The 12,859-nt window shown below is 67.5% G+C and carries 14 protein-coding genes; 6 read left to right on the top strand and 8 right to left on the bottom strand.

Annotated elements, in window-relative coordinates; genetic code table 11:
* Positions 1–67 precede the first annotated feature (67 nt).
* From J2X45_RS15305 to J2X45_RS15295, 3 genes are all read left to right on the top strand, one after another.
* Entirely contained in the window at positions 68–1,432 is a 1,365-nt protein-coding gene (locus tag J2X45_RS15305) for a cation:proton antiporter (protein ID WP_310216310.1), read from the top strand.
* 114 nt (positions 1,433–1,546) lie between these two features.
* On the top strand, positions 1,547–2,260 hold the full coding sequence (locus tag J2X45_RS15300; protein WP_310216308.1) for an AraC family transcriptional regulator: 714 nt from the start codon (positions 1,547–1,549) through the stop codon (positions 2,258–2,260).
* 76 nt (positions 2,261–2,336) lie between these two features.
* Complete coding sequence (locus J2X45_RS15295) at positions 2,337–3,842, top strand: serine hydrolase domain-containing protein (RefSeq protein ID WP_310216306.1); 1,506 nt, start codon at positions 2,337–2,339, stop codon at positions 3,840–3,842.
* A gap of 10 nt (positions 3,843–3,852) precedes the next feature.
* On the opposite strand, the gene J2X45_RS15290 is transcribed toward J2X45_RS15295, so the two are convergent.
* Genes J2X45_RS15290 through J2X45_RS15270 form a run of 5 tightly spaced genes read right to left on the bottom strand, consistent with a single transcriptional unit; the run spans position 3,853 to position 7,453 of the window.
* Positions 3,853–5,412, bottom strand: coding sequence for a tryptophan 7-halogenase (locus J2X45_RS15290; RefSeq protein WP_310216303.1), 1,560 nt, complete (start codon positions 5,410–5,412; stop codon positions 3,853–3,855).
* Positions 5,413–5,465: 53 nt separating this feature from the next.
* Positions 5,466–5,879, bottom strand: a complete 414-nt coding sequence (gene arsC, locus J2X45_RS15285) for an arsenate reductase (glutaredoxin) (RefSeq protein ID WP_310216301.1) — start codon at positions 5,877–5,879, stop codon at positions 5,466–5,468.
* A complete protein-coding gene (locus J2X45_RS15280; protein WP_310216298.1) occupies positions 5,876–6,550 on the bottom strand; it encodes an MIP/aquaporin family protein in 675 nt (224 codons plus the stop codon). The genes arsC and J2X45_RS15280 overlap by 4 nt, the downstream gene beginning before the upstream one ends.
* Before the next feature lie 4 nt (positions 6,551–6,554).
* A complete protein-coding gene (locus tag J2X45_RS15275; protein ID WP_310216296.1) occupies positions 6,555–7,085 on the bottom strand; it encodes an arsenate reductase ArsC in 531 nt (176 codons plus the stop codon).
* On the bottom strand, positions 7,082–7,453 hold the full coding sequence (locus J2X45_RS15270; RefSeq protein WP_310216293.1) for a helix-turn-helix transcriptional regulator: 372 nt from the start codon (positions 7,451–7,453) through the stop codon (positions 7,082–7,084). The genes J2X45_RS15275 and J2X45_RS15270 overlap by 4 nt, the downstream gene beginning before the upstream one ends.
* Before the next feature lie 54 nt (positions 7,454–7,507).
* Here J2X45_RS15270 and arsH point away from each other — a divergent pair, with 54 nt between their 5' ends.
* Positions 7,508–8,242: an arsenical resistance protein ArsH gene (arsH, locus tag J2X45_RS15265; RefSeq protein WP_310216291.1), complete on the top strand. Its 735-nt coding sequence runs from the start codon at positions 7,508–7,510 to the stop codon at positions 8,240–8,242.
* Positions 8,239–8,748: an arsinothricin resistance N-acetyltransferase ArsN1 family A gene (locus tag J2X45_RS15260; RefSeq protein ID WP_310216289.1), complete on the top strand. Its 510-nt coding sequence runs from the start codon at positions 8,239–8,241 to the stop codon at positions 8,746–8,748. The genes arsH and J2X45_RS15260 overlap by 4 nt, the downstream gene beginning before the upstream one ends.
* Before the next feature lie 42 nt (positions 8,749–8,790).
* On the opposite strand, the gene J2X45_RS15255 is transcribed toward J2X45_RS15260, so the two are convergent.
* The 3 genes from J2X45_RS15255 to J2X45_RS15245 form a co-directional block, all read right to left on the bottom strand.
* Positions 8,791–10,017, bottom strand: a complete 1,227-nt coding sequence (locus tag J2X45_RS15255; RefSeq protein WP_310216287.1) for a PQQ-dependent sugar dehydrogenase — start codon at positions 10,015–10,017, stop codon at positions 8,791–8,793.
* Positions 10,018–10,136: 119 nt separating this feature from the next.
* The gene (locus J2X45_RS15250) at positions 10,137–11,411 is read right to left on the bottom strand and encodes an MFS transporter (RefSeq protein WP_310216737.1); all 1,275 of its coding nucleotides are present in this window, start codon (positions 11,409–11,411) and stop codon (positions 10,137–10,139) included.
* Between the two features lie 46 nt (positions 11,412–11,457).
* Positions 11,458–12,276, bottom strand: coding sequence for a 2-keto-4-pentenoate hydratase (locus J2X45_RS15245; protein ID WP_310216285.1), 819 nt, complete (start codon positions 12,274–12,276; stop codon positions 11,458–11,460).
* Positions 12,277–12,495: 219 nt separating this feature from the next.
* On the opposite strand from J2X45_RS15245, the gene J2X45_RS15240 reads away from it, so the two are divergent.
* Positions 12,496–12,858 carry a BlaI/MecI/CopY family transcriptional regulator gene (locus J2X45_RS15240; protein WP_310216283.1) on the top strand — a complete coding sequence of 121 codons (363 nt, stop codon included), beginning with the start codon at positions 12,496–12,498 and terminating at the stop codon, positions 12,856–12,858.
* Position 12,859 lies beyond the last annotated feature (1 nt).

Below are 12,859 nucleotides of genomic sequence, written 5' to 3'. Positions count from 1 at the left end.
GACCGATCTCTGTTCGGCATGCGGTCAAGGCGCAAAGCCAAGGACGATCCGTTAGGGGGCTAAGGACGTGTCAGACATCATCGCGCACACGCTGCACACGATCGCGGACGTCCTGTCCCCGCACGGGCCGGCGACCAAGGCGGCCGCGCAGAGCTACACGCCCAACGACTTCTCCATCCATTTCTTCCTGCAGCTGGCCGTGATCATCCTGGCCTGCCGGGTGGTGGGGTGGCTTGGGAAGAAGCTCCTGGCCCAGCCGCAGGTGGTGGGCGAAATGATCGCTGGCGTGGTCCTGGGCCCGTCTCTGCTGGGTCTGTTGTTCCCCGACTTCCAACTGGCGCTGTTCCCCAAGGAGACGCGCAACGTTCTCTATGTGGGGGCGCAGCTCGGCGTGGGCCTCTACATGTTCATGGTCGGGACGACATTCCAGGCGGGGCACTTCAAGGCCAAAGCCAGGAGCGCGATGAGTGTGTCGTTCGCTGGCATCGCCGCGCCGTTCGCGCTGGCGGCGATCATCACGCCGTTCCTGCTGAAGGTCCCCGGCCTTTTCGCGCCGACCATCAGCCAAGGCGCAGCGACGCTGTTCATGGGCGCCTGCATCGCCCTGACCGCCTTCCCGATGCTGGCCCGGATCATCAACGAGCGCGGCCTGCAGAAGACCTCGCTGGGCACCCTGTCCCTGACCGCCGGCGCCTTTGACGACGCGGTGTCGTGGTGCGTGCTGGCCGTGGTGCTGGCGACCTTCGGCGGCGGGCCGGGCGTGGCGGTGCTGGCCATCGGCGGCGGCCTGGCATGGGTGCTGTTCGTTACTACCCTGGGTCCGAAGATCCTCGCGCCGCTCGGCCGCATCGTCGAGCGCGAGGGCGAGATGAGCACCCATGTCCTGGCGCTTGTGATCCTGGCCTTCTGCGTCTCGGCCTTCCTGATGGACGCGGTCGGCATCCACGCCATCTTCGGCGGCTTCATCATGGGCGTGGTCATGCCGCGCGGCCGCCTGACCGAGGAGCTGAAGAAGAAGGTCGAGCCGCTGGCCGTGGTGCTGCTGTTGCCGATGTTCTTCACCTATTCGGGGCTCAACACCCGCATGGACATGGTCAATTCCGGCGAGCTGCTGCTGATCGCGCTGGGTATCCTGGCCATCTCGATCCTGGCCAAGTGGGGCGCGTGCTACGTCGCCGCGCGCCTCACGGGGGAGGACCACCCGACCGCCATGGGCATCGGCGCCCTGATGAACTCGCGCGGGCTGATGGAGCTGATCATCATCAATATTGGCCTTCAGAAGGGCATCATCGGCCCCACACTGTTCTCGATGCTGGTGTTGATGGCGATCGTCACCACGGTGATGGCCAGCCCGCTGTTCGAGGTCGTCTACGGCAAAAAGGCCCGCGAGCGCGGGGAGTTGGAAGCGGCGCCTGACGCGGCCAAGGCCTAAGCCTTGTGCGCGGGGCCCGCTTCGACGGGCCCCGTCGCGCTGTCGCCAGAAAAGTTTCAGCGCCCCGCCTCCAAAGCGCTCGCCCGAGGCCTCTAACAGACGGGAGGCCGCTTCATGCCCGTCAGTATCGTCCTGTCCGCGTCGTCGGATCACCGCTGGGTCCTGTCGCACTATGCGCCCGGCGAGACCTGCCGCGCGCACCGGCACGCCGAGGCCCAGACCTCGCTCTTGCTCGCCGGCGACTATGTCGAGGATAGCCCCGAAGGCCTGATCCGGGCGCAGGGGCCGCACCTCAGCCGCAAGCCCAGCCTGTTCGAGCACGAGAACCAGTTCGGCGACGCGGGGGCGCTGATCCTGTCGGTGCACGGCGTCGACGCGAGGGCGGGCCCGGCGCGCTATGATCTTGAGGCGTGCGAGACGCGGGAGGTCGGTCACGCGGCGCTGACCCGGGCGGCCTTGGGCGAGACGATAGCGCCAGGCGCCGTCACGCCGACGCGGCGAGACGCATCGCCGGCGGCCTGGCTGGTCAAGGCGCGGGATCGCTTGGTCGGCGCGCCTGATCAACCCGTCGGGATGTTGGCCGAGACTTTGGGGCGCCATCCGGTCGCCTTCGCCCGCGCATTTCGCAGCGCGTACGGGCGTTCACCGACGCGCTATCGCCATGACTGGCGCGTGGCTGGGGCCATCGACCGGGTCGTGCGCTCGACGGCGCCCCTGGCCGATGTCGCGGCGGAGGCCGGCTTCGCCGATCAGGCCCACATGACCCGCGCCGTACGTCACGCCAGCGGTTGGAGCCCCGGCGCCCTGCGGCGGCTCTTCGTCCCCTGAAAGGGCGGTTTGCTCCGTTCAAGACCCGGATCGGCGATGACGGCTTAGCTGTCGTCTCCTTCCAGAGGCCCATCGCATGATCACACGCCGCCACGTCATCGCCGCCTTCGTATCCGCGCCCTGGCTTGCCGCGCCCGCTCGCGCCTTGGCCGCCGGCGCCCGACGAGGCCAAGAGGCTGACGCGATTGACGCCTTCGTGCGCCGAGCCCTGGCCGAGGTCGCGGTCGTGCCGGGTCTCTCGCTGGCCGTGGTGCGGGGCCATGAGGTGCTGATGACCGCCGGCTACGGCGTCGCCGATGTCGCGACCGGCCGCCCGGCGGACGCCGACACGGCCTTCTACATCGCCTCATCGACCAAGGCCTTCACCGCTCTGGCGATCAAGGCCATGGCCCAGCGCGGAGCCTTTGATCTGGACGCGCCCTTGAGCCGCTGGGTTGGAAAGAGCGCCTTGCCCGTCGATCTGGCGGCGTCGGTGACCCTGTCGGATCTCCTGTGTCACCGCTCGGGCCTCGAGAACCTGGCCATTCCCTATCGCGCCGCCTTCACGGGCGAGCACACGCCGAGGGTCATGAGCGCCTTGCTGGGCGCCACCAAGCGCAGTCCGGACCCGCCGTACGGCGTTTTCCGCTATTCCAACACCGGCTACAATCTGGCGACCACGCTGATCCAGGACCGTTTCGGCCTGGACTGGCGTGACATGGTCGACGAGGCGGTGCTTCGGCCTGCGGGCATACGACGCACGACGGCGCGCATCAACGGCGCGCGCCGTCGGATGCAGGTCGCTGTGGGCCACACGCCCGCCGCCGACGGCCGCATAGCGCCCAGCCCGTTGCAGAAGGTCGACGCCACCATGCAGTCGGCCGGCGGACTCGTTTCCACCGCCCGTGACATGGCGCGCTGGCTGGAGATCCAGTTGAACGACGGCGTCCTGGCGGGGAACCGGCTTTTTCCCCAGGGCCTTGTCGCCTCCACGCACCGGCCGATCGTCGAGCAGCAAGCCAAGTTCGGCCCCTATGTCCGCGATGGCTATGGACTGGGCTGGCAGACGGGACGCTATGGCGACCAGCGCTTGATCCACCACTTCGGCAATTTCGCCGGGGCGCGCGCCCATGTGTCGTTCATGCCCGAGCGCAGCGTCGGCGTTGCGGTGATGGCCAATGAGGACGTCATGGGCGGCGAGGTCGCCGATCTGGTGGCCAACTACGTCTATGACCGTCTGGCCGGACGCGCAGACCTGGAAGCGGTCTATGAAGGGGAACTGACCGCTCTGAAGATGCGGATCGACAAGCGTCGCGCCGGCCTGGCCGCCAGCCGCGCCGACCGTGCGCGGCGCGCCTGGTCGTTGGGTCAGCCGAACAGTCACTATGTCGGGACCTACCGCCATCCGCTGATGGGGCGGCTGGACATCGTCGAGCTCGAGGGCCGGCTGACGGTGCGCGCCGGGGCGATGGCGGCTGTCGCCGAAGCCGGCGCGGAGCCCGAGACGTTGCGGGTGGAGCTGGTCCCGATGAGCGGCCAGACCCTGCGGTTCTCGGGGGCTGACATTCTGGTGCTGGACGGTCAGACCTATCAGCGGGGCTAGGGCGCGGCGCTCACACCCCCTCCAACGCCTTGTCGAAACCAAACTGGTTGATCTGGGTAATCAGGTCGCGGTGGCTGGGCAAATCCAGGGTGGCGCGGTCGGCGAAGCCGCGGATCTTGGCGAAGAGCTTGGCGGCGCCCGCCACGTCCGGGAACTCGCCCGCGCCGTCCGCCAGGTCGGTCTCAAAGCCCATGCCGTACAGAATGTACTGGTAGTTGAAGAAGGCGAAGGTCTCGAGATCCAGGATGAAGTCGAACCTCGCCGGCGGGCGGTGACGCCACTGTTCCAGCAGTTCGGCAAGACGCTCGGGGATCGAGGCCGGATCGACATTGTCGCGCCAGAACGGCTCGGTGCGTCGGCTGAGAGCATAGTGCAGCTTCAGAAAGACGATGATGTTGTCGAAGCGCGCGGCCATCAGCTCGTTGAAGCGGCGGGCGGGGGCGCTGACCGGGCCTGAGTGGGGAAAGAGTTCGGCGATCATCGCCACGGCCGCCTCGATCAGCACGACGCCGGTCGACTCCAGCGGCTCCAGGAAGCCGGCCGCCAGGCCCACCGCGACGCAGTTCTTGATCCACTGCTGCTCGCGATAGCCGGCGTCGAAGGCGATCTTGCGGGTCTCGATATCGCCCGCCGCCTTGCCGAGATAGTCGCGCAGCACCGCTTCGGCGCGGTCATCGTCCATATAGTCGCTGGCGTAGACGCAGCCGACGCCGCGGCCGCCGGCCAGGGCGATGTCCCAGATCCAGCCCGCCTCATGGGCGGTGGCGACAGTGTAGCTCTGGATCGGCGCGTCGGGGCGCTCGTAGGGCGCGCGGCAGGCCACGGCGCGGTCGGCGAACAGGACGGGCTTGGCCGACTTGAACGGCGAGCCCAGCGCCTTGCCGATCAGCTCGGCGCGGAATCCGCTGCAGTCGATGAAGAGGTCGGCGCTCAGGGCCCCGTGGCCTGGCGAGGCGACGTGGGCGATCGCGCCGGTCTCGTCCAGCGCCACCTCCGACACCGCGCCTTGCAGGTGGCGGACGCCCAGCTCCCGCGCGCGATCGGCCAGCACCTGGGCCAGCTTGGCCGCGTCGAAGTGATAGGCGTAGTTCAGGGGACCCGCAAAGTCGCTCTCGTGCGGACGCTTGGGCGCTCGGGCCGCGTCGGCCACCCGCGCCTGGATCGTGACAGCCTCGGCGAACGGCGCGCGGGTGCGTTCGTTCTGCAGCAGCCAGTAGGGCGCCAGGCTGGTCCCCTCGGTGGCGAAGGGGGCCTCGAAGGGGTGGAAGTAGCTGTGGCGATGTCCGTCGCGCGGCGCCTCGGCCCAGTCGACGAAACGGATGCCCTGCTTGAAGGTCGCCGATGTCGCGCGAATGAAGTGCGCCTCGTCGATGCCCAGGAAGCGCAGGGTGTTGCGGATGGTCGGGAAAGTGGCCTCGCCGACCCCGACGATGCCGATGTCGGGCGACTCCAGCAGGGTGATCTCAAGATGGCTCTGTTCGGCCACCCGCAGCGCCTTGGCCAGATAGGCGGCCGTCAGCCACCCGGCCGTCCCCCCGCCCACGATCAGAATGCTACGCCTGCGCTGCATGGCCCCAGTGATAGCAGAGTTCGGGGCGGGGGAGGGAAGTTCCCAGCGTCGCTTCAGGGGATCACGACCTCGCCGTCTTCCTTGCTGAACTGCTCGGGCTTGCGGTCCAAGAGGTCGAGCACCAGTTCGGACGGACGGCACAGCTTCACGCCCTTGGGCGTGACGACGATGGGGCGGTTCACCAGGATCGGGTGCTCGACCATGGCGTCGAGCAGGCGCTCGTCCGACACGTCGTCGGCCAGTAGGCCCAGGGTCTCGGCGGGCGTGCCCTTTTCCCGCATCAGAGCGCGCAGCGATCCGCCGGACCTGGCGGCGAGATCCCGCAGCTGCTCACGGGTCCAGCCGGCCTCCAGGTACTCGACGACCTGCGGCGCATAGCCGGCGGCCTGGACCATGGCCACGGTGTTGCGCGAGGTGCCGCAGGCCGGATTGTGGAAGATGGTGATCGGGAACGCGGTGTCGGTCATCGAGAAGGGTCCGTCTTGAGAAGCCAGCCAAACAGCGCCGCCGCGAGCAGGGCGCCGACCAGCTGGGCGAGGATGAAGGCGGGCGCGCTGGCGGGCGCGATGCCGGCGAAGGTGTCCGACAGGCTGCGCGCCACCGTGACCGCCGGATTGGCGAACGAGGTCGAGGCGGTGAACCAGTAGGCTGCGGTGATGTAAAGCCCCACGGCCATGGGCGTGCTATCGGGTCGAAAGCGGCTGACGCCCAGGATCGTGGCCAGCAGGCCAAAGGTCGCCACGACCTCGGCGAAAGCCTGGTCGCCGCCTGACCGCAGCTTGGTCGAGACTTGCAGGATCGGCTCGCCGAACATGGCGTGCGCCGTCCAGACGCCGGCGATCCCGCCCAGGACCTGCGCCAGCGGATAGGCCAGAGCCAGCGCGATCGGCAACTCGCGTCGCAGCGCCGCCACCAGGGTGACCGCTGGATTGAAGTGGGCGCCGGAGATCGGGCCGAAGACCCAGATCAGCACGACGAGGGCCGCCCCTGTCGCCAGGGTGTTGCCCAGCAGCGCGATGGCGACGTTCCCGCCCGACAGGCGCTCGCCCATGATCCCCGAGCCGACCACGACGGCGAGCAGAAAGGCCGAGCCCAGGGCTTCGGCGACGAGGCGGCGCCCCGAGTCGAATGAGCTCATTCCGTCAGGCCGCCGTATCGTTTGGCGCGTCGGTGCGACCGATCTCGTCGAGGCGGCGCTGCAGAGACAGACGATCCAGGGACGTCATGGGCAGGGCGCAGAAGAGGGTGATGCGGTTGTTGAGCTGGCGATAGGCGTCTGCGAACGCGAGGGCGATCTCGGCTTCGGACCCTGTCGCGGCGGACGGATCGGGAATGCCCCAGTGCGCGCTCATCGGCTGGCCGGGCCATATCGGGCAGACCTCACCGGCGGCGTTGTCGCAGACTGTGAACACGAAATCGAGCTCCGGCGCGTCGGGATTGTTCTCGGTCGCAAACTCTTCCCAGCTCTTGGAGCGCAGGTCGTCGGTCTTGAAATTGAGCTGTCGCAGAAGGCCGATCGCGTGCGGGTTCACGGTTCCGCTCGGCATCGAGCCTGCGGAATAGGCTTTGAACCGGCCCGCGCCGACCCGGTTCATGATCTTCTCGGCGAGGACTGACCGGGCGGAGTTGTGGGTGCAGAGGAACAGGACGTTTAGAGGCTTGGGGTCGCTCATGCGGGTTCCCTTTCCGGCAAACAGGTTCCGTCGCAGGCCTCGGCCTTGCTGACGATCGCGCCCAGCGGGGCGCAGATCCGTGGCGCGCCGGCGCAGCAGTCTTCCATCAGAAAGCCCAACAGCCCGCTCATCGCGTCATAGTCCGCTGTGTAGATGATCGAGCGGCCGTCTCGGCGCGAGGCGATCAGGCCTGCGTGGGAGAGCACGTTCAGATTGGCCGACAGGCTGTTGGGCAGCACGTTCAGCGCGCGCGCGATTTCGCCGGCGGCGACGCCGGCGGGGCCGGCCTGCACCAGGAGGCGGAAGATGGCCAGGCGCCCTTCATGGCCCAGGGCCGACAACATGTTGACAGCGGCTTTCGATTCCATATTTCCAATATGCTCGAATTATTCGACAGTTCAATGACGATGCTGGAGACGCCGTTGTCCGAGTTCCCCGCCCTGGATGCCAAGTTCCTGGCCAAGATCGACAGCGGCCGCCTGGAGGTCGACGCGCGCGCCGGGCATCCGCCGCGGATCCTGCTGCTGTACGGCTCGCTGCGGGAACGCTCGTTCAGCCGCCTGCTGGTGGAGGAGGCCGCCCGGATCTTGCAGGCGCTGGGCTGCGAGACGCGGATCTTCGACCCCCGCGATCTGCCCTTGCCCGACGCGACAGGCCCCGACCATCCCAAGGTGCAGGAGCTGCGCGCGTTGTCCCAATGGTCCGAAGGCCAGGTCTGGTGCAGCCCCGAGCGGCACGGCGCGATCACCGGGATCATGAAGGCGCAGATCGATTGGATTCCGCTGGAGATCGGCAGCGTACGGCCCACCCAGGGCAAGACCCTGGCGGTGATGCAGGTCAGCGGCGGGTCTCAGTCGTTCAACGCGGTCAACACCCTGCGCCTGCTGGGCCGCTGGATGCGGATGATCACCATTCCCAACCAGTCGTCGGTCGCGATGGCCTTCCGCGAGTTCGACGACAACGACCGCATGCTGCCGTCCAGCTATTACGATCGCGTCGTGGACGTGATGGAGGAGCTGGTGAAGTTCACCCTGCTGACGCGGGATCGCGCGGACTATCTGGTCGATCGCTACAGCGAGCGGAAGGCCCAGGGGCGGATCCCAGAGCACGTCGCCCTGGCTGCCGAGGCCATGAAGCACGAAACAGCGCCCGCATGACGGGCGCCGCGCTGACCACGCGTCCGGCCACCGTCGCCGATGCGACGGCGATGGCCGAGATCTACAACGAGGGTATCGCCGACCGGGTCGCGACTTTCGAAACCCGGCAGCGGACGCCAGAGGAGGTTCTGGGCTGGCTGGACAACAAGCATCCGGCCGTGGTCGTCGTGGATGGCGAGGGACGGGTGGTCGGCTATGCGGTGACCTTCGCCTACGCCGACCGCCTCTGCTACGCCGGCGTGGCGGAGTTCTCGGTCTATGTCCGGCGATCGCATCGTGGTCAGGGTGTCGGCGCGGTGGCCATGAAGGCCCTGATCGCCGCCGCGGAGGCCGCGGGCCTCTGGAAGCTGCTGTCGCGGGTGTTCGTCGAGAACCGGGCCAGTCTGGCGCTGTTGCGCTCGGTCGGATTCCGCGAGGTGGGCGTGCATGAGAAGCACGGCAAGCTCGACGGCGTCTGGCGCGACGTGGTCGCCGTGGAGCGGGTCATCGAAGCCAATCTTGGCTAGAAGCAGGGCCTGAGCGTCTCGGCTCAGGCCCTGCCTTCGAGATCAGCCCTTCGGCGTGATCTTGATCAGCTTGCCGTCTTCCTCGTCGGTGACGACATAGATCGCGCCGTCCGGACCGACCGCGACGTCGCGGACGCGGCCGCCGATGTCGGTGAACAGGCGCTCCTCGCCAACCACCTTGTCGTCCTTCAGCACCAGGCGCGCGACATGCTGCTCGCGCATCGAGCCGATCAGCACGCTGCCCTTCAGGGCGGGGAACAGGGCGCCGTCATAGATGGCCATGCCGGATGGGGCGATGACGGGGTCCCAGTAGTAGACCGGCTGCTCCAGACCTTCCTTCTGGGTCGCGCCGTCGCTGATCGCCTTGCCCGAGTACTCCTCGCCATAGGTGATCAGCGGCCAGCCGTAGTTCTTGCCGGGCTCGGGACGGTTCAGTTCGTCGCCGCCGCGCGCGCCATGCTCGACGGTCCACAGCCGGCCTTGGGCGTCCAGCGTAGCCGACTGGATGTTGCGGTGGCCCAGCGACCAGATGTCGGGCTTGGCGCCGGCCGTGGTCACGAACGGATTGTCGCTGGGGATCGAGCCGTCGGCGTTGATCCGTACGACCTTGCCCAGCGTGCCGTCGAGGTTCTGGGCCTGCACGCGGCCGGCCATGACCGAGCGTTCGCCGGTGGTGATGAAGAGCTTGCCGTCGGGCGCGAAGACCAGGCGGCCGCCAAAGTGCAGGGCGCTGGCCATTTTCGGCGTCTGGCGCCAGATCACTTGCACATTGTCGACCTTGGGCGCGGCGCCCAGGGTCAGCTTGCCGCGCGCTACGGCGGTGCCGTTCACGCCGTCGACCTCTTCGGCGTAGGCCCAGTAGACGAGGCCGTTCTTGGCATAGTCGGGATCCAGGGCGAGGCCCAGCAGGCCGCCCTGGCCCTGCGCGTAGATCGCCGGGAGACCCGTCACCGCAGGCGAAAGCTTGCCGTCCTTGCCAAAGACCCGCAGGCGGCCGGCGCGTTCGCTCACCAGGATTTCGCCGGTCGGCAGGAAGGCCATGCCCCACGGATGCTCCAGGCCGCTGGCCAGGGTCTGGTACTGGCCGGTGACGCCGGAGTTCAGGCCCGGGGCGCGGGTCTGGCCGGCGAAGGCGGGCTTCTGGTCGGGCGCGTTGGGCGCGCGGCTTTCGACCGGCGCGCCGGCCTGACCGGGCTGAGCAGGGGCGGGACCACAGGCGGCCAAGGCGGCGGCGAGGGCGGCGGAGGCGGTGAGCAAGGGTGTGCGCATGAGTCTTACTTAGAGCGCTTTTTACGGCGCGCCACCCTGATCCGCCCCAGTTCAAGCTTGATACGAAAAGGGCCGGGGATGGCTCCCCGGCCCGGATCGCGTTCGCGTGAAGGCGGTGACTAGATCTTCACCGGCTCCATCTTGGGCGTCAGCAGGTGGACGACCAGAAGGGCGATCAGATAGGCGCTGCCGGCCACGATGAAGATCGGCGTGTAGGTGCCGATGCTTTCCAGCACGCCGCCGATGTACTTCGAGAACACCATGCCGCCGAAGGCGCCCAGCATGCCGCCGATGCCGACGACCGAGCCGACTGCGCCGCGCGGGAAGACGTCCGAGGGCAGGGTGTAGAGATTGGCCGAGAAGCCTTGGTGAGCGGCGGTGGCGACGCCGATGATCAGCACGGCCAGCCAGACCGAGTCTGCGAAGGAGGCGAACATCACCGGCACGGCCAGCAGGGCGCAAACCAGCATGGTCAGCTTGCGGGCCTTGTTGATGCTGGCGCCGTTCTTCAGCAGGCGCGAGGACAGCCAGCCGCCGCCGACGCTACCCACGTCGGACAGCAGATAGATGGCGACGATCGGCGGGCCGAAGGTCTTGAGGTCCATGCCGTAGCGCTTGCCCAGGAAGTCGGGCAGCCAGAACAGGAACATCCACCAGATCGGGTCGATCAGGAACTTGCCCAGGGCGTAGGCCCAGGTTTCGCGCTTGGTCAGCAGTTTCGTCCAGGCGATCTTTTCGACCGGATCGGCCGGGTCCTGCTCGATGTGCGCCAGTTCGGCGGCCGACAGCGTCTTGGTCTCGCGCGGGGTGCGGTAGACCAGCAGCCAGATCGGCAGCCAGATCAGACCGGCGACGCCCGTGACGATGAACGCCATCTGCCAGCCCCAGGTCAGCACGATGGCCGGAACGACCAGCGGCGTGACGATGGCGCCGATATTGGTGCCGGCGTTGAAGATGCCGGTGGCGAAGGCGCGTTCCTTCTTGGGGAACCACTCGGTGACGGCCTTGATGCCGCCCGGGAAGCCCCCGGCCTCGCCGACGCCCAGCGCCATGCGGGCGAAGATGAAGCCTGTCAGGCCCCGTGCGCCGGCGTGGGCGATGTGCGCGACCTGCCAGATCAGGAAGGCGATGCCGAAGCCCCAGCGCGCCCCGATCTTGTCCATGATCTTACCCCAGACGAGGTAGGCCACGGCGTAGGAGAGCTGGAAGTAGAAGACGAGGTCGGCGTAGTCCTTCTCGCTCCAGCCGAACTCTTTGGACAGGTCGGTCTTCAGGAAGCCGATCGTCTGGCGATCGACATAGTTGATGACCATCGCCAGAAACAGCAGCGTGACGATGACCCAGCGATACCGTCCGATCTTCTCGGAGGGTTCGGGCGCTTTTGGAACGTCGATCAACTTAGCTTCCTTCCCCTGGTGTTTTTTATCGCGGTGGTTGGCGTCAGGCCGGAACGGCCACGCAGTCCACGGTTCCGAACGGGCCGAAACTGACGTGGGCGACGTCGCCGGCGACCACGTCGTGAATGCCCGTGGTGGCGCCGGTGGTGACGATCTGACCCTTCTTCAACGGCTTGCCGCGCGCGGCGACGGTTCCGAGCAGAAAGGCCAGAGCGGCGAGCGGTGAACCCGGGATCGTCGCGGCCGACGCCGTACCGACCGACTTGCCGTTAATGAAGGTCTCGACGGGCATATCCTCCCAGGCGATATCGCGCCAGTTGGAAATGGCCTGACCAATGATCTGACCATCGTTATTGCCGAAATCTGACGCCACGACCGTGGGGCCAAGGGCGTTGATGGTCTTGAGGGGGCTGCCGGCGATCTCGACGCCGACCAGCAGTTCGCCGACGTAGTCGGCGGCTTCCTCGACGGTCCAGTCGGTCTTGCCTTCGGGGGCGTCCTTGCCCAGGCGGATGATGAACTCGGCCTCGACGGCGCAGAAGCCGCCGTCGATGGCGCGGAAGCTGTTGGGTTCGCCGCTCGAGGCCTGCTGGACCTTGGACTTGAAGATGCAGCCGGCCAGACGCTCGGCGCCCAGGCGTTCGCGATGCTGTGGCGGCACCAGGCCAACCTTCCAACCGACCAGCTCGTCAGGCCAAAGATCGATCGCGATGTCCTGAACCGCGTAGCCGTCGGCCATGCTCGGGGGAATCACGCCGCCGGGGTAGCCGGGAACGCTGACGCCCTGCTGGCGCGCCTTGACGAACTGGGGGGCGATGGCCGCAGGGGCGAAAATCTCGCTGTCGGCCTCAGAAACGGTCACGCCGCAAGTCCTCCCTCGAATCCGGCACGTCCCCCGCTTTCGGGGTTTGCGATGTCTCTAATGGAAACCGGTGTCATTGACAATCACGCCGTTCGGCCCGGCGCAACGCAAGGTGTGCGGGAGGATCACGGGTCGGGTCGTGGGGCGTAAGGGCGGGACCGACTTGACACCCGTAATAGCGGGTATAGCGTCGCGCGTTGAATTACGGATGTAAGCGTCATGCACATCACCTCCGCCGAAGCCCATGTCATGGAAGCGCTCTGGCGCCGCTCGCCGCTGTCAGCCGATGAACTGGTGGCCGAGGTCGGCGCCGCGCAGAACTGGGGCGAGGCCACCGTCAAGACGCTGATCAATCGCCTGCTGAAGAAGAAGGCGATCAAGTCCGAGCGCTCGGACGGCAGGCATGGCTATCGTCCGCTGGTCGACCGCAGCGCTTATGTGCAGGCCGAAAGCCAGGGGCTGCTGGATCGTCTCTTCGACGGACAGCTGGCGCCGCTCATCAGCCACTTCGCCCAACACCGTCCGCTCAAGCCGGACGAAGTCGCCAAGCTCAAGAAGCTCATCGACGAGATGGGCGAGTAGG

The organism is Caulobacter sp. BE264 (assembly GCF_031457805.1).
Taxonomy (GTDB): Bacteria; Pseudomonadota; Alphaproteobacteria; order Caulobacterales; family Caulobacteraceae; genus Caulobacter.
This window is presented reverse-complemented; position numbering and strand designations above follow the sequence as displayed.